This window comes from Demequina sp. B12 (assembly GCF_028823635.1).
Taxonomy (GTDB): domain Bacteria; phylum Actinomycetota; class Actinomycetes; order Actinomycetales; family Demequinaceae; genus Demequina.
The window spans coordinates 568890-584654 of record NZ_JAPEHU010000001.1; the positions used below are offsets into that span (position 1 = coordinate 568890).

The following is a 15765-nucleotide window of genomic DNA, read 5'->3' on the forward strand; positions in this document are numbered from 1 at the left end:
CACCACTGTGGCGCATGGGGCCGATGCGCCGCTTTAGACAGTCACAACTGCCGCACTCGACACTTCAGCCCCAGGCTTGTGTCAAACCGATGTGGGGGAGCGCGGGCCGAACCGATGTGGGGGAGCGCGGGCCGATGTGGCGGGCCGCCGTAGTCTTGAGCCATGGAGTTTCGTCCGTTCACTGTTGAGCTCCTGACGCGTTTTCGTGCGACCACGCGGCGCAGCGGGGTGCTGATCAGCAGCGCGGATGCACACGGCAACCGGCATTGGGGCGAGTACAGCCCGTTCCCTGACTATGACGCGGAGCGTGCGGGCCGCTGGTGGCGTGCCGCCATGGAGGCCGCCCGGGGGGAGTGGCCGGATCCGGTGCGCGCGAGTGTGGCTGTCAACAGCATCGTCCCTCTTGTGGGGCCGGACCAGGCGCGCGACTATGCGACGCGCAATGGCTGCACCACGGCCAAGGTGAAGGTGGGGGGAGGCTCGGACCTCGCGCAGGACATTGCGCGTGTGGAGGCGGTGGCGGATGCGCTCGGCCCAGCAGGTGCGATCCGGGTCGATGTCAATGGTGGCTGGGATGTTGATGAGGCCGTCCGTTCCTTGCGCGCTTTGGATGCGGCTGCACGCAGCGCTGGTGGCCCGGGCTTGCAGTATGCGGAGCAGCCCGTGGAGTCCGTGGGTGACCTGGCGCTCCTGCGGCGCCGCGTCGACGTGCCGATCGCTGCCGACGAGTCCATCAGGATTCCCGGCACCGCGGACCACGTGGTGAGAGCCGATGCCGCGGACGTCTTTATCCTCAAGGCACAGCCGTTGGGTGGGGTGCGGCGGGCGCTGGAGATTGTTGACAGCATCGGCGACCGTCCTGTGGTGGTGTCGAGTGCGATGGAGTCGTCGGTGGGGTTGGCGGCTGGCGTGGCGTTAGCGAGAGCGTTGCCGCGTGAACCGTTAGCGTGTGGGTTGGGGACCGGGGCGTTGTTGGCAACGGATACGGTGGCGCGGACGTGGCTGCCGGTGGGTGGCGTGATGGCCGCTGGTGAGCTTGAGGTGATCGTGTGAGTAACCCGTCGGCCCCGTTTGCGCGGGAGTTGGTGGCCACGCTGGCTGAGCGTGGGGTGCGGGACTTTGTGTTGTGTCCGGGGTCGCGTTCGGGTCCGTTGGCGCATGCGTTGGCGGAGGCGGGTGCGGACAATCCGCCGTTGGGTGCGCCGCGAGTGAATCTGCATGTGCGGATTGATGAACGGTCGGCGGCGTTTGTGGCGTTGGGTTTGGCGCGTGGCGCGCAGGCTTTGGGGCAGCCGCGTGCGGTGGCGGTGGTGACGACGTCTGGCACTGCGGTGGGGAACTTGCTTCCGGCGGTGATGGAGGCGCACCACACGGGTGTGCCGTTGATTTTGTTGACGGCTGACCGTCCTGGTGAGTTGCGTGGTGTGGGGGCGAACCAGACTACGGATCAGTCGGGGATTTTTGGCACGTTTGTGCGGTGGGATGCGACGGCTGCTGCACCGGCAGAGGGGGATGAGCCGGGGCGTGCTGCCCGGTTGGCGACTCGTGCGGTGGCGGTGGCGTTGGGTGATCCTGCCCGCGATGACATGACGGGCACGCCGGGTGCAGTGCATCTGGATCTCGCGTTCCGGGATCCCTTGGGGCCTGACAATGGTGTGTGGGATGACCCGCCGTTGGTGGATCCGGTGCCGTCGCAGGGCACGTATGGCGTGCCGGTGGTGGCGGAGCCGGAGCCGTTGCCCGTGGTGGAGCGTGGCGTGGTGATCGCGGGCGATGGTGCGGGTGAGGTGGCCCGTCAGGTCGCTGAGGCGCATGGGTGGCCGCTGTTGGCGGAGCCCACGTCGGGTGCGCGTGGGGGTGAGGCGTGCATCGGCCCGTATCTGGAGTTGTTGGGGACGCGTGCGGGGCAGGATCTTGCGGACCGGGTCCATCAGGTAGTCGTGATCGGGCGGCCTACGTTGTCGCGTGCAGTGCAGGCGTTGATCGCGCGTGCACCGGCGTTGATGGTGGCGGCTCATGGGGCGCGCTGGCGGGAGGCTCCGCGGCATGCGCAGCGGGTGTTGCATAGGGTTCCTGCGGCGTGGCTGACGAGCGATGGTGGTCAGCTGAACTTGGGGGATTCGGCATGGTTGCGGCAGTGGCGTGATGCTGCGGCGGCGTTGCAGGTGGAGGTTCCGGTGTGGGGCCGGCGTGCGGTGGCGCGAGCGTTCATGGAGTCGTTGGCGCCGGGTGACGTGGCGTTGATTGGCTCGTCAGGGTCGATCCGTGCGCTTGACCGGTTGGGTCCGCTTCAGGACGCCGATGCTGGGGTGACGTTGATCGCGAACCGTGGCCTGGCGGGCATTGATGGCACGGTGTCGACGGCTGTGGGAGTGGCGCTGGCAGTGGGGAAGCCCACGCAGGCACTCATGGGTGATGTGACGTTTGTGCACGATGTGGGGGGACTGCTCATTGGTCCGCGCGAGCAGCGGCCCCGGCTACGGATCGTGGTGGTCAACGATGGTGGCGGCACCATTTTTGGTGGTTTGGAGCATGCTGCTGCGCCCGCCGCGAATGTGGAGCGGGTGTTCACCACGCCGCATGGTGCGGACTTGGCGAGCCTGTGTGCGGGCTATGGCGTGGGGTACCGGCTGGTGAAGAACGCCGATGCCTTGGCGAAGGCCCTCGCTGCTCCACCGGTGGCGATGGAAGTGGTGGAGGCGCGCCTCAAGTCACACTGACAGGACGATCTTGCGCTGACCCGGCTTGGGGTGGCAGGCGGCGTGGAAAGCGTCGCCCACGTTCTCGATGGGCACCACGTCGGTGACGATGCGTTCCGCGAACCACGGGTTGTCGATCAGGTAGTCCTGCGCGCGTTCCAGGGTGTCGCGGTGGTGGGTGGTGACGCCTGTGATGAGGGTGCCGTTGCGGCGGAAGAAGCTGCGCATGGGCAGGGCGTACCAGTCGTCGTCCGGCACACCGAATGCGAGGACGGTGCCTCCCTTAGCGACGGCGTTCATACCGTCGGCGACGGTGGAGGGCTGGTGGCCCACCATTTCGATCACAATGTCGGGACGGTCCGCGTCAGTGATGTCTTCTGCCCACACGCGGGAGTTGAGACGCAGCAGTCCGTCGAAGGGGAGGCCTTCGGCGTCGGCACGGCGGTCGAGCGGGTCCACGCCCGTGATGCGGCCTGCCCCAAAGTGCTTGGCGAGGATGGACGTCATCAGACCGAACGGGCCCACGCCAATGATGCCAACCGAGCGGCCGTCCAACGGACCCAAGCGGTCGAACACCGTCATCAGGCACGCCACCGACTGAGCGACGGTGGCGAGTGGCGCAGTAGTGCTGGTGCGCACCTTCGCCACCTGCGACCCGTGAGTCACAAAAAAGCCACGCAGTGCATCCCAGTTGGAAGCCCATCCGACCACCTCATCGCCAGGCGCAAAGTCGCTGTGCTCACTGGCACGCACAATGCCCACGACCTCGTGCATCGGCCGTCCTGGCTGTCCGGCACCGCCGGCAGGTACCAGCGCTCCGCGAGCGAACGGAAGGTCGGAGCCGCACACTGCACCAGCGGTGAGTTCCACCAGCAGCTCGCCGGGCCCGGCCGTGGACGGCACGGGGACCTCAACACGCTCGAACTGGAAGGGAGCGGTGAGGCGGTACGCCCAGGTGGTGTCGGTCATGGTCGGGACGGTAGCAACGCCTCGCACGGCGCACCTGGGACCTTTGGCGCTGGTCAGGGGTGGAACATTTCGCACACCGTGACCGGCGGTTAGCCGTGGCGGCGGGCCACCAACACCGAGTCACGCCACAGGCGCTCGCGGCCGTCCGCTTCATAGGAGGTGCGTTCGCGTAGCGTCGCGGACACTTCCCAGGCGTCCCGCGACAGGACGTCGGCGACGTCTTCTGCACTGAAAGCGGCCCGTTGCAGGTCGGGGTGTTCGGCGGCGTGGGGGTCGGTGGGGTGGTGGCCCACGATCAGCAGCATTCCACCGGGAGCGACGGCTTCCGCAAGGGTGGACACAAGCCACCGGCTGCCTTGTTCCGGATGGGTGTACTGGCTGGACACCAGATTCCACGGGCCGCGGTTCGCGATCACCTGGTCGAGGTCCGCGTCAGTGAACTCAATATGGGCGTCCACTCCCGCGGCGGTGGCGTGTGCGGTGGCGCGTTCGATCGCGGTGGCAGACAGGTCCACCGCCGTGACCTGCCACCCGTTCTGGGCCAGCCACACGGCATCGGCCCCCTCACCGCATCCCACGTCCAGCGCATGTGCAGGCTCCACGGTTTCCAGTTCCGTCACGAGTTGGGCGTTGGGACGTCCGCTCCACATCGCGTCACGGGACCGGTAGCGCTCCTCCCACGACTCACGCGAGAAGTCCTTCATGGGAGGTGTGGCCTGGTGTTCGGGGTGGTGGTGCGACATGAAACGTCCCCTTGTCCTGGTTGCAGTCCGGTTGCGGCGGTGTTGTTTCTGATTGTGCCTGGGAACGGGCCGATGCGCTGGCTGAGTGGCGTACTACGCGCTGAGCGCCCGGCGCATGGGTTCGAGTTTTGCTTCTGACTCGGCCCATTCGGAGTCGGGTTCGGATGCGGCGACGATTCCGCAACCGGCGAAGAGGCGTAGCCGGGTGGGGTCGTTGGTGTTGATTTCTGCGGAGCGTAGACCAATGCACCATTCGCCGTCGCCTGCGGCGTTGATCCATCCCACGGGGCCGGCGTAGCGTCCGCGGTCCAGGCCTTCGAGCTCGTCGATCACGCTTGCTGCGGTGAGGGTGGGGGTGCCGCAGACGGCCGCAGAGGGGTGGAGTTCCCGGATCAGTTCGAGCGCGGACGCGTTGTGGCTGAGGACTCCGGTGACGTCGGTGGCGAGGTGCATGACGTTGGGGAGGTGGAGGACGGAGGGCGCGTCGGGTACGTTCACGGATCCGCAATGGGTGGTGAGGACTTGGGTGACGGATTGGACGGCGTACTCGTGTTCTTCGAGGTCTTTTGAGGACCGGGCGAGTGCGGCAGCGTGGGCGAGGTCTGCGGTTTCGTCGCCGGTGGGGCGGATGGTGCCGGCGAGTACGCGGGATGTGACGAGGCCGTGGTCTACGCGGGCCAACAGTTCCGGGGTCGCGCCTACGAGTCCGTCGACGTGGAACGTCCAACAGGTTTCGTAGTCCTGCGCCAGGCGTGTCAGTACGGGCCGCACGTCAATGGGGGAGTTGGCGGTGGCGTGGACGGCGCGCGCCAACACCACTTTGTCCAACTCGCCAGCGCCGATGCGTGTCACCGCATGCGTGACAGCTTCACCCCAAGCGGCACGGTCGCCGGGCTCGATGCTGACGTGCGGCATCGGCCCGGCAGGGGTGACGCCTGCTGTTGCTTCCGCGAGGGTGGGGACGGCGCTGTGTCCGTCTTCGGAGATCACGGTGAGCCACGCATCGTCTCCACGGACGCCCAGGACGTACCGGGGGATGACGAGGGCGCCACCTGCGGCTGACGAGTCCGCGAAGGCGAACGACCCGAACGCGATGAGTCCGGTTCCTGGGGCTTGGACGTCGTCACGCACTACCGCGTGACGGGAGATGCGGCGCCACCAGGCGTCGGCCTCGTCGATGCGGGACGCTCCCGTGGTGTCCAGCCGTGCGACCTCTCCCCACGCGACCATGCCTTCGCCCCTGCGCACCCATGACATGCCCCCGTGGGGCAGAACCGCCAGGAGGTCACTGGGCGGGTCGACTTCGATGGTGCGCACAGTCAGGGGACCGGGCGTGGCGGCTTGGACACTCACCTGTACAAGCCTACGTGGGGTTGATGGGTGTGCTGGTGCGTAGGCAGTTACTGGGTGTTGGTGGTGGGGGATTCGGGCTGAGGTACGCGGACCCCGTAGTAGTTGCCGTCTAGATAGAGGGCGCCTTCTCCGGCACTGCCACGTCCCACCATGGACTTGGGGATGGATTGGCTCAAGATTTGGGTACCGAGCAGACTCGACGATGGTTGCAGGATCAGGCCGCGGGCTGCTTTCTTGCCTTCGGCGACGGGTCCAGCGAACGCTGTTGCCACGTAGCCCGGGCGGGCTGAGGTGATGTACGTGCGGTTTCCCTTGTCGAGCATGAGTGCTTGTTCGAGCGGGGTGTCCCGGATGTGGTCGGCGTCGTCAATGATGACAACGGAGTGGCCGGCGGGAGGTGTGCCAAGCCGGTCTGCGTCCGTTTGGGGGTCGGTGACGACGGGCACTCCAGCTGCGGCGGCAACCTCAGCCAGCATGGACTCGCGCGTTGCGACGGCCAGGACTGGAACGTCGCCGTGGGCGAACTGGGCGCAGAGGGCTGCGAGCGCGGTGCTCTTTCCGGTTCCTTGGTCTCCGACCACCATGAAGTGTTGGGAGTTCCCGACGGGGATGGTGAACTGGGAGAGCTCGTCTCCTCCGACCGCCAGTACCGGTCCTGCCGGGTCGCAGTGTGATCGCACTGGTAGCGCGAGTGCTTCAGACAGGCCGATGCGTGGGGGAAGGACGTCGACGCGCATGGGTGAGTGGCGGGGGTCCAGGGTGGCCCAGTGCTCGGCGACGGTAGCGACTACGGCGTTGACGTGCCTGTGCTGGGCTTCTCCTGAGGTGTCAGGAGTGGGGCACGTGAACTGCATCTCTGCGCCTTGCGGTCCGTGCATTGCCCGCCCTGGGGGGAGGTTTTCTGGCAGTTCCCGGATCATGATGCCGGCGGCGCGGTAGTCGGACACGTCCCGCAGTGGCAGCACGTACATGCTGCTCACGGCGGCTGCGATGCGATCAGCGGGGAGACCTCGGTCTCCTGTCATGACGAGTGCGACTCCTGCAGAGGGGCCTTCGCGGACGATCCGCATGATGGAGTCGCGTAGCGCGGTCATTTCGTCGGCGCCCATGGTGGCGGAGGCGCGTTCCCAACCGTCGATGGCGAGCACGATTTGGGGGAGTCGTTCCTCTGGTGTGGCTGCGTTTGCCCGCTGCTCGCTGATGGAGCTGACCCCGGCAGTCGACAACACGTTCTGGCGTCGCGTCAGTTCTTTGAGGATGCGGTCCAGGAGACGGGTGATGCGTGCGTTGTCGAGACCGGGGACAACGGCGCCAGTGTGGGGCGCCGTCGAGAACGGTAGGAGGGCGCCGTTGCCGTAGTCGATCGCGTAGAGGTGGAGGTCTTGTGGGGTGAAGCGTTGGATCAACTGCAGAAGGATTGATCGCATCGCCGTGGTGCGTCCCGACCGGGCTCCACCCGCGATGAGGAGATGCGAGTCGTCTGCGACGTGCCACAGCCGGGGTGCTTGGCGCTGGTCGTCGGGGAGGTCCTCGAGGCCCAGGATGACCGAGCCTGAGGGCAGGCGCTGCCCCACAAAGTGGTCCAAGGTGAGGGTGGCCGGGAGTGGCGTGAGCCATGGCGACGGGTTCTTGGGGATTCCGGCCAACTCTGCTGCGCTGAGGACAACGTTGACGAGTGCCCGCAGGTCCGTATCGTCGTGGTCGAGGTTGTCGTCAGCAACCGCGGCGGAAGGAAAACGTGGGGCGTAGCCGATGCGATCCCACGCCAGCGGTGCGGCAGGAGTGACGGCCCGTCTTTCTACGACAGTTCCGGGCCGTACGCCTGCGACGCGGGCGGACTGGAAGGCGACGGGTGCTTGGTTGGCGCCTGCCTTGATGTAGCCGCGTCCGGGGGTTGAGGTGCTGATGAGCGCTGCCTCGCCGGAGCCCAGAACGTCGGAGGAGTCGCCTTGGTCGGTGACTCGGAGGGCAACACGGAGGTTGATGTTGGACTGCATCTCAGGGGTGACTGCGCCTGATGGACGTTGTGTAGCGAGCACCAGGTGCACGCCCAGGGAACGTCCCACTCGGGCGATACGGACTAGCCCATTGATGAAGTCTGGTAGTTCGGTCTTGAGTTCCGCGAACTCGTCAATCACCAGGACGAGTCGCGCTAGCCCTGCACTTGCCGCGGCTTCTGGGTTCTTTGCCCACGCTGTGTCGACGTCCTTGGCGTTGAGGTCGTCCTTGAGGACACGTTCGCGTCGCTTGAGTTCCGCTTCCAGCGAGGCGAGTGCTCGTTCGGTTTCGCGGGCGTCGAGGTTGGTCACCATTCCTACGGTGTGTGGCAGGCGCTCGCAGTCGGCGAAGGCGGATCCGCCCTTGTAGTCGACGAGTACAAAGTTCAGGGCATCGGGCCGGTTGGCCATGGCGAGCGCGATGATGAGTGTTTGGAGGAACTCGGATTTACCTGATCCGGTGGTGCCTGCCACGAGGGCGTGTGGTCCGGCGGTGGCGAGGTCGACTGCTACCTCGCCGTCAGCATCGGCGCCCATGACGACATAGGTTTGTCGGGGAGTACGGGCCCAGCGATCCAGCACGGGTGCGGCCGAGTCCAGGTCGACTCCCATGAGCTCCACGAACCGGACGGATGTGGGCATCACTCCGTCGTCGCCGATTCCGCTGATGTGGTGATAGCCACACAGCGAGCGTGCGATTTCTTCGGAGACTGCCAGCGAGGCGCCGTCGAGCAGGACGCGAGCGATGAACTCTCCTTGCGTTTGGACACGGGCGATGGCGGCATCGGTGTGGTCGATGTCGATGACGGTGGCGACTTCTTCGGGGAGGCGGGATACGTCGTCGTCGAGCGCGATCACGTAGATGCCGTGCTTGTGCCCGTGCTTGAGCAGTTCGACCATGCCGGGCAGCATGCGGTAGCGGCGCGCACCGTCGAGCACCACAAAGATGTGTGAACCTGCGGCTACGCCTTGTGCGGACGCGAGCCGCCGCATGTGCAAAGTTGACGCGAGTTCGCGGAGGCGTTCGCGGCGAGAGTCGTCGGTGTTGCCCAGGGTGGCCCCCACGTGGGTGCTTTCGTGGAGGTGGGGGAGCCAGGTGGTCCATTGCCACTGGTCCGGATCGTCATCGCAGATCATGACCATTTGGCAGTCTCGCGGAGAGCGCAGCGTTGCTAGCGAGAGTAGGGCGGCGCGAGCCGCGAGCCGGGTTGCGTGTGCGGTTCCGGCGATGCCGATGGGACCGTCGGCAGCGTTGACGGAGAACGGTTGCGGTGAGACTCCAGCACTGTGGGGGCGGTCGCGGAACGAGGCGCCGCCTCCCTCGTATCTGACGTGAAGGTCACGTTGCGCGACACCCACACGGATCATGAGGGCGTCGGGGTCGTCATAGCGGCGCTCCCACAGGCGGGCCGTGGGTAGGCATGCGGTGTCACGGATGACAACGGGGTCGGGTTGGTCGTACCAGGTTTGGATTCGCTGTTCGCGTACGAGCTGGTCGACGCGATCGGAGGCCGCTTGAACCTCGTCGCGCCATGACGATTCGGTGCGTTCGCCGCGTTTGCGTGCCAGTTTCCGGTTGGTGAGGAAGGAACCCACGACCATGATTGGGGAGGCTGCCGCCATCAGCAGCATGACGGCGCGTCCAAAGATGATGGCCATGGAGACGCCCAGCACGACTGGAACGATGGCGGACAGCCATGGCAGGGGTGTCTGTTCTTGTTCTTCCGGTGGGTCGCCGGGGAGGGTCACGACGGGAACATCGCCACGGGGGACGATGCGTGAGGGCCGGTTGAATCCACGGACGCCAACGTCGTCCTGGGTGAGGTCTGCGTCTGATGGTGGAGCGATTCCGAGCCGGAAGATGTGTGTGCCCCATTGGAAGACATCGGCAGGTACGACGGTCGCGGGTGCGCCGGGAGCGTGGGCTTCACCGTTGACGACGCACGCGTCGTCGCCTGTGGGGGCCAGTTCGAGTTGAAGTGCGCCGGTGTCGCCGTGTCGCCGGAGGGTGAGGCGTGCGTGTTCGGGCTCGAGGTACGCGTCGTCCAGCACAATCGTGCAGTTGATGCCTCGCCCCAGGGTGACGGGTGCATCGACGGTGAGGTTCACGGTGTGTCCGGCGAGTGGGCCTCCCACGACTTCGAGGCGTGGCTGTCCAGGAGACGTCGTGGTGCGCCTGTGTGTGAGGTTGGTTCCTGACAGCACACCTGTTGTGCTGAGGGGCTCCTCGGGATCGGTGAAGAGTGTGGTGGCGTCGAGCCCCATGGCCGAGGCGAGGTCGCTCGCTGTGGTGCCCTCGTCGACGGTCACCAGCCAGTCGGTGGTTTCTGCGTCGTCGTTCGCGGATGGGGCCGTGAGGCGCATACGGGTCATGGGGTCTCCTTGGGGGTGGAGGGGGAGAGTGCGGCCCACAGTGGGGTCAGGATGCCTGAGTCGGCTCCCGCGGCTCCGGTGCGTGTGGTGGGAGGTTGTGGCGTGGCGATGGGGCTGAGCTCGTTGGTCGCGGGTGCAGCGCTCGCAAGTGCGGGTGCGTCGAGGTCCGGGACGAAGGTGACAGATGAGACCACGACTCGACCGCTAGCTGACGTGAGCGTGACGGTGACCTGGTCTGCCAGGGGTTCTGCGGCATCGGCCGCTGCGTAGGTCAGTTCTGTCGGAGAGCACGTCGCCGTGCCTGTGACGCCACTGGTGCAGGACGTGATTGCCCATATGGCGCCCTCCGGGTCGGCGACGAGGTCCTGTGCGTTCATGGGGCCCGATGCCGTGGCCGGGGAGAGCCAGTGGAGAGCCGTGGCGGTGGCATCCGTGCGAGTGACGAGTGGGACGGTGAGTTCCGAGGGCTCGCCGGGGTTGCCACTGCCGTCGGTGATCGCAAGTGAGATGGTGGTAGTGGCCTCTTGTGTTGGCGCGTCGATCACCAGGTGGTGAGCCGCGACGTAGACCGTGGGGGCAGGGGCGCCAGTGTCTCCCTCAATGCCTTCGACGTCGACGGTGAATCCGTTCACACAGTACGTGCACGACACCACAAGATCCGCGAGCGGGATGAGTGTTCGCCCGCCTGCGAGAGCCGGGTACGGCAACTGGGCATCTATGGGTTCTGCGGGTTCCGGGGCTGCAAGACCAAGCAGGTACGGCAAGGTGCGGGGGCTGCCGTCGCTGGTCGTGACCTGCACAGGGAACGGCACGGAGCCAAAGGCGGGGTCGTAGTAGTCCGTGCTCACGGAGATTTGACCGGAGTCGTCGCATTCGATGGATAGCGGACGGTCCAGATCCACAGTGGGGCATTCCGTGAGCGTCCAGGCAGGATTGACCGTGACTTGGGTGCCGTCAAGGTAGGGAACCTCAATCAGCATGGGGTCTTGGGGTGGATCCGTGGCGGATGTTGCGTGTGCTGGGATCACATGGGGTTCAGCATGGCCGGGACCCGCGACCGCGAATGCCAGAGCAAAAGCTCCGACCACCGCAACGCCCGTTCTGCCTGCAATCATGCTGATGCCGTTTCCCCCTAGTATGACGTGCAGAGCAAATCTGCCACAAAACTACGCGCGAGTGTAGCGGACACGTGATGAGGGGGGCGGGAAACGTTGGATTCGAACAATCGCAGGCCAGGTGATGCCGGTGCTCGCGTCAGCATTGGCTACGACGACTATGAAGGCAGGCAACTTCCAGGCGGCGAAAGTGCAGTAGCACGCGTTCGCTTGGAAACACCACGCCGGATCTTTCCCGAACTCGATGACGCTCAGCGAGTATCGAGGCCGTGGTTCCGGCATCCTGCCTTTCTTGTTTCGGTTGTTTCAACGGCGCTCGCGCTGATCGCTATGGGCGTTTTGCTTGTATTCGACCCTTTTGGCGGGGATGAAGTTGATGCTGTTGTTGATCTGAATGTGGTGGCTGACGACGGGAGCGTGACGTTGTCCTGGAGCGGCGCCGTTGATGGGGCTTTGCTGTACGCGATTGATCCCGGTGATGAGGCACCTTTGGACGTCAGCCAACTCGTTCAGGGGCGTTCTGCGTGGATTCCTGTGAGCGCGGGTGTCTACACGCCTCGCACGTGCTTTGTAGTGCTGCCATTGGTGGAGGACGCGCCTGAGTCGGTACCCATGACGGCAGTTGATGCGCAAGCGGTGGGCGGCGCCATGATTTGCGTCTCCGATGCCTAGATCCGCAGCGCCTGAGTTCCGGGGACTTGCGCATGGATGGCGTATGTCCAGCGGGCGCCTGCTGGCAGCGGGCTTAGTGAGTGTGATCCTGACGAGTTGCTCCGCTGGGACTTCAGCGCCTGGCGTCAGCCCTACTGTGCCGCCAGGTTTGGAGTCAGTGCCTGTGACTCCATTGCCTTCGGGACGCAACGCAATCGAGTCTGTACCTGCTGTGAGCGCCCCGGAACTCATTGTGGAAGCGGTGACGCAGTCAACGGGCGTGCAGGTCCGCGGAGATCTGGTGCGCGTCGAGACACAGGAAGACGGAAGCGTGGCGGAGACGCCCATGACGTTTTCGCTCACCGGTTCCGGTCAGGCCTACGTGGGTAACGCAGGCTGGGACGGCTACGAGGTTGAGATGTCCCGGGATGGAGACTCCGTGTGGTTCACCGCGAACGACGCGTACGTCGAGGCTTTGGGCCGCTCGGAGTTGGCTGGCGTGTGTCTCAGCTCCCACGACCCATTGGTGGCCCAATGGCAGTGGCTCGACGGTCCCGAGGGGGTGCTTGCAGGCCTCCTGGGGGAAGCGCAGTTGGGTGCCCCCACGGTGGACGAGTCAGGGGCTGAAGTGTTGTTCTCTGTGGTCTCCGGTGGAGCAGTGGTGGGCAGTCTCCAAGTGAGCGCACTTGGCGACCCGGTTCCAACCCTGCTAGAAATAGACGACCCGTCCGGGTGGGGGACTGTGGAGTTCACTGAGTGGGGGGAAGTCGGTACACCAGAAAAGACTGGTTGCCAGCGGGAAGATTCACCATGATCGCCCGTACGGGGGTTAACACTCATCGTGTGTTGAGCAGGGAGGGAGCTCATGGCCGCTAGTTGCATGTACTGCGGTTCGGACCTGCGTCCGAACAGCATGTTCTGTCTTGAATGCGGCCAGATCGTGGCGCGCAAAGCAACTCACGAGCACGCCGTGGGATCACGTTCGCAGTCTGAGACTCGTGACCGCTACGAGGTGCCTAGCCAGACCCGCGCTCCCGAGCCGCGTGAACCGGTTGCTGAGCCTGTGATCGCGCCCTTACCTCCGATGCAGCCGCCGGCACAAGTAGCGCCGAATGCTCCGGAAGACCGGGAGTGGGTCCTGACGTGTAGCACGGGTTCCCAGCCAGTGGTGAAGGACCTGTTTGTTGGGAGGCGACCCTCCGCCGACGCTAGTGCTGCCGTGCTTGTGCTCGAAGACCCCACTCGCACCCTGTCGCGGACCCATGCCGTGGTGAGAGTTGTGGGTGATGGACTCGTCGTGGAGGACTTGGGAAGCGCCAATGGCACACGCCTGGAGCGCGCCGGCCAGTGGTCGTGGTGCCAGTCGGGGAGCCCCGTCGCAGTTGCGCCAGGCGACATTGTGCACTTTGGTGGCGCTCCGGTGGCCGTATCCCTGCGTTCCCGCGGCGTTGATGCGGTGCCGACCTCGTGAGGAGACAATGTGAGCGAACTTAAGGACTTCTGTGCTGCGGTGAAGGCGCCCACAGTGGGACTGATGGCGTCACTCTTTGACCTTCAACGTGACCCAACCAAAGCGGCCGATGTCGTCGCACAAGTTGACGCGATTCTGGATGCGCAACGATTGTGGCCATCTGGGTTGGTTGGGCACGTCTGGGCGACGCAAGGGAGTGAGACCCTCCGCGGGATCAAGGCTGCAGCCAACGCGGGCGATGGCGCACGCGCTTGGGAACTGTTTGCATCGCAAGAATCGGGTCTACACCTCTTGGGCGAACTGTGTCGCGGCCAGGAGGGGTGGTGACCGAGTGACGGTGCCCGGCGAGAGTCTTTCTTGGAAGCGAGTGCTGGTTGCGCGGCTAGCGGTACTGATGCTCGCTTGTTTGAGTTTGTTCGTTGCCGCAGTCTTCGCCTCGAAAGCGAGCCCTGGCGAACTGAGTTTGGTGACATTTAGTTGGATTGTCCTCTCGCTTGTCACCCTTGTGATCTCCGCAGTGCGGGTCATCGTGGACCCTGTTCGAGCGGCTGCTCGACGCCGTGTCTCGCCGGGCGCTTTGCAGTTCGGCGTTGAGGTGAAACCGTCCCTGCGCTCTTCAAATCCCAACGACCAAGGGGAAACAAACCATGGTGGATAACTCCAGACCGGAAGTCTTGTACTTCAAGAGCGCGTCGGCGAGCGTTCGTGAGATTGTCCTCGGCCTCATCGCCCTTGGAGGCGCGGCCCTCATCGGCTTTTATCCTTCATCGGACTCTGGCTGGGTCACCTTCTTCACCGGACTACTCGCGGTCCTTGTGGCACTTTTCGGTGTGGGGAAGATCTGGAGTGCTATCTACAAGCTCACGGAGCGAGGGAAGTTGGCGCTAGGGGTTTCCCCGGACGGGCTGAAGGTGTCCCGTTCCGTGGAGTTGCCATGGTCAGATATTGATCACATCAGAGTTTTCTGTGAGTTCCAGTCGGTGTCAATCACGCAGCAACTGGCGAACTTCTTTATCAGATCGGTTGATCTTCGCCTCATCATCGTGACCAAGCAAAAGCCTGGAGAAAACACCTCAGAGTTTGAACGTACCCATATCGCTGCATGGGAACGTGACCTTCGGGGCCGCACCTCAGCGTTCTACGAGCTGGCGCGGGTGACATACGCCGAAGCCACGCGTCATGGTGTGCCGATGTCCGCAGCAACACAGCAACGTGCGGGAGTGGCCGAAGCCATTGGGATTCCGTTGCACGAGCCTAGTGCCGGGCCACGGTAGCCGTTCTTTGTTGCTGGCCACAGGCGTCTCTTGCCTGCGGCTGACCAAACATATAGAGTTCCTTTCGCGACCACGTCGCATCAATTAATAGGAGGGGTAATGGCCGAGATCAAGGTCACATCAGAGTCGCTTTCCGGCGTCGCGAACCAACTGAGTTCCGGGGCGACCCAGATCGAGTCGCAGTTGGCAAATCTCAAGTCGCTTGTCAACGGACTCGTCGCCGGTGACTGGGGTGGCGCAGCCTCCCAGAGCTTCTTGGATCTGTTTGAGCAGTGGGACGCGGCTGGCATCCAGTTGAAGGAATCGCTGGTCGGGATCTCTGACCAACTGTCCAAGACTGCGCTTGCCTACGAAGAATCCGAAAGTAACATCGCAAACTCTTTCCGCGGGTAGTCCACCCCAGTCTCCCCTCGGCATCGAGGGGAGACTGGCGTATGGATTGAGGAGCAAATATGTCTCGATTCTTTGTTTCAACTGGCGCCGTCGCTACCACCGCAGACGCATTGCAGGCGCTCGTCTCTGAGTTCGATAGTCAGCTTGAGACGGCGAACGCGTCCGTAACTGGTGTTGTGGGCGCGACCTGGACAGGAGAGTCCGCGGACGAGTTCGCTTCGGAGTGGCAGTCACTCCTCGGTGACGCCGCGGCGACTCGTGCGGCGTTGGCATCTCTTGTCGCGCGTATGCGTGCGGCAGATGCGGGCTACGAGGGAGTCGACGCAAGTCGGAGTGGAGCCGCGCGCGCCGCGGCAACTGAGGTGCGGGCGTTGGGCAAGGCCCCGTCTGCGCGTACAAGTATGGGTAGTTCACAGGTATCTGGGGGGAAAGACAATGGCCCGGCACGCAGTCACAACTGACGATCTCGCGTCACTTCATCGGTCGCTGGCAGATTTTGCAGATTTTCTTAGCCGCTTCGAACGCTCAGCCTCAAGCCACGGCTCTGCCCTGTTGTCAGCCTGGTCTGGTCAAGCCTCACGTGAGTTCATGGGAGAGGTCGGCGTGTGGGCGGTTGGCGCCCGGCTGATCCATGACCGTACCGAGAACCTTGCGCAGCGGACTGACGGTGCACGGCAGGGGTACGAGTCGGCGATCGAACAGGCCAAGCAGGTTGTGGCCTAGCGGC

General features: G+C 64.7%; 15 protein-coding genes. 10 read left to right on the forward strand and 5 right to left on the reverse strand.

Translation table 11 applies throughout. The features are described 5' to 3' along the window. The first annotated feature begins 162 nt into the window (after positions 1-162). Both ON058_RS02805 and menD read left to right on the forward strand, forming a co-directional pair. Positions 163-1053 carry an o-succinylbenzoate synthase gene (locus tag ON058_RS02805; RefSeq protein WP_274667507.1) on the forward strand — a complete coding sequence of 297 codons (891 nt, stop codon included), beginning with the start codon at positions 163-165 and terminating at the stop codon, positions 1051-1053. After that, positions 1050-2720: a 2-succinyl-5-enolpyruvyl-6-hydroxy-3-cyclohexene-1-carboxylic-acid synthase gene (menD, locus tag ON058_RS02810; protein WP_274667508.1), complete on the forward strand. Its 1671-nt coding sequence runs from the start codon at positions 1050-1052 to the stop codon at positions 2718-2720. Before ON058_RS02805 ends, menD begins: the two co-directional genes overlap by 4 nt. Here menD and ON058_RS02815 read toward each other — a convergent pair. From ON058_RS02815 to ON058_RS02835, 5 genes are all read right to left on the reverse strand, one after another. Further along, a complete protein-coding gene (locus ON058_RS02815; RefSeq protein ID WP_274667509.1) occupies positions 2712-3668 on the reverse strand; it encodes a zinc-binding dehydrogenase in 957 nt (318 codons plus the stop codon). The genes menD and ON058_RS02815 overlap by 9 nt on opposite strands. An 89-nt stretch (positions 3669-3757) precedes the next feature. Continuing rightward, positions 3758-4411 (reverse strand): bifunctional 2-polyprenyl-6-hydroxyphenol methylase/3-demethylubiquinol 3-O-methyltransferase UbiG, encoded by a 654-nt coding sequence (locus ON058_RS02820; protein ID WP_274667510.1) that lies wholly within the window; start codon positions 4409-4411, stop codon positions 3758-3760. Between the two features lie 93 nt (positions 4412-4504). Then, on the reverse strand, positions 4505-5764 hold the full coding sequence (locus ON058_RS02825; protein WP_274667511.1) for an isochorismate synthase MenF: 1260 nt from the start codon (positions 5762-5764) through the stop codon (positions 4505-4507). 47 nt (positions 5765-5811) lie between these two features. Further along, a complete protein-coding gene (locus ON058_RS02830; RefSeq protein ID WP_274667512.1) occupies positions 5812-10134 on the reverse strand; it encodes an FtsK/SpoIIIE domain-containing protein in 4323 nt (1440 codons plus the stop codon). Beyond that, a complete protein-coding gene (locus tag ON058_RS02835) occupies positions 10131-11249 on the reverse strand; it encodes a hypothetical protein (protein WP_274667513.1) in 1119 nt (372 codons plus the stop codon). The genes ON058_RS02830 and ON058_RS02835 overlap by 4 nt, the downstream gene beginning before the upstream one ends. A 96-nt stretch (positions 11250-11345) precedes the next feature. On the opposite strand from ON058_RS02835, the gene ON058_RS02840 reads away from it, so the two are divergent. The 8 genes from ON058_RS02840 to ON058_RS02875 all read left to right on the forward strand — a co-directional run bounded on the left by ON058_RS02840 (position 11346) and on the right by ON058_RS02875 (position 15761). Further along, positions 11346-11921: a hypothetical protein gene (locus ON058_RS02840; protein ID WP_274667514.1), complete on the forward strand. Its 576-nt coding sequence runs from the start codon at positions 11346-11348 to the stop codon at positions 11919-11921. 163 nt (positions 11922-12084) lie between these two features. Continuing rightward, positions 12085-12714 carry a hypothetical protein gene (locus ON058_RS02845; protein WP_274667515.1) on the forward strand — a complete coding sequence of 210 codons (630 nt, stop codon included), beginning with the start codon at positions 12085-12087 and terminating at the stop codon, positions 12712-12714. A gap of 51 nt (positions 12715-12765) precedes the next feature. Beyond that, positions 12766-13371, forward strand: a complete 606-nt coding sequence (locus tag ON058_RS02850; RefSeq protein ID WP_274667516.1) for an FHA domain-containing protein — start codon at positions 12766-12768, stop codon at positions 13369-13371. A gap of 9 nt (positions 13372-13380) precedes the next feature. Next, positions 13381-13698, forward strand: coding sequence for a hypothetical protein (locus ON058_RS02855; protein ID WP_274667517.1), 318 nt, complete (start codon positions 13381-13383; stop codon positions 13696-13698). A gap of 320 nt (positions 13699-14018) precedes the next feature. Further along, a complete protein-coding gene (locus tag ON058_RS02860) occupies positions 14019-14645 on the forward strand; it encodes a hypothetical protein (RefSeq protein WP_274667518.1) in 627 nt (208 codons plus the stop codon). Between the two features lie 99 nt (positions 14646-14744). Continuing rightward, positions 14745-15038, forward strand: coding sequence for a WXG100 family type VII secretion target (locus ON058_RS02865; protein WP_274667519.1), 294 nt, complete (start codon positions 14745-14747; stop codon positions 15036-15038). A gap of 59 nt (positions 15039-15097) precedes the next feature. Continuing rightward, positions 15098-15499 carry a WXG100 family type VII secretion target gene (locus ON058_RS02870; RefSeq protein ID WP_274667520.1) on the forward strand — a complete coding sequence of 134 codons (402 nt, stop codon included), beginning with the start codon at positions 15098-15100 and terminating at the stop codon, positions 15497-15499. 127 nt (positions 15500-15626) lie between these two features. Further along, positions 15627-15761 (forward strand): hypothetical protein, encoded by a 135-nt coding sequence (locus ON058_RS02875; RefSeq protein WP_274667521.1) that lies wholly within the window; start codon positions 15627-15629, stop codon positions 15759-15761. Positions 15762-15765 lie beyond the last annotated feature (4 nt).

Excerpts from the sequence above, each read along its gene's own strand:
- ON058_RS02815 (WP_274667509.1), bottom strand. The coding sequence starts at position 3,668 with ATGACCGACACCACCTGGGCGTACCGCCTCACCGCTCCCTTCCAGTTC.
- ON058_RS02835 (WP_274667513.1), bottom strand. The coding sequence starts at position 11,249 with ATGATTGCAGGCAGAACGGGCGTTGCGGTGGTCGGAGCTTTTGCTCTG.
- ON058_RS02805 (WP_274667507.1), top strand. The coding sequence starts at position 163 with ATGGAGTTTCGTCCGTTCACTGTTGAGCTCCTGACGCGTTTTCGTGCG.
- ON058_RS02865 (WP_274667519.1), top strand. The coding sequence starts at position 14,745 with ATGGCCGAGATCAAGGTCACATCAGAGTCGCTTTCCGGCGTCGCGAAC.
- ON058_RS02875 (WP_274667521.1), top strand. The coding sequence starts at position 15,627 with ATGGGAGAGGTCGGCGTGTGGGCGGTTGGCGCCCGGCTGATCCATGAC.
- ON058_RS02860 (WP_274667518.1), top strand. The coding sequence starts at position 14,019 with ATGGTGGATAACTCCAGACCGGAAGTCTTGTACTTCAAGAGCGCGTCG.
- ON058_RS02820 (WP_274667510.1), bottom strand. The coding sequence starts at position 4,411 with ATGTCGCACCACCACCCCGAACACCAGGCCACACCTCCCATGAAGGAC.
- ON058_RS02830 (WP_274667512.1), bottom strand. The coding sequence starts at position 10,134 with ATGACCCGTATGCGCCTCACGGCCCCATCCGCGAACGACGACGCAGAA.
- ON058_RS02850 (WP_274667516.1), top strand. The coding sequence starts at position 12,766 with ATGGCCGCTAGTTGCATGTACTGCGGTTCGGACCTGCGTCCGAACAGC.
- ON058_RS02870 (WP_274667520.1), top strand. The coding sequence starts at position 15,098 with ATGTCTCGATTCTTTGTTTCAACTGGCGCCGTCGCTACCACCGCAGAC.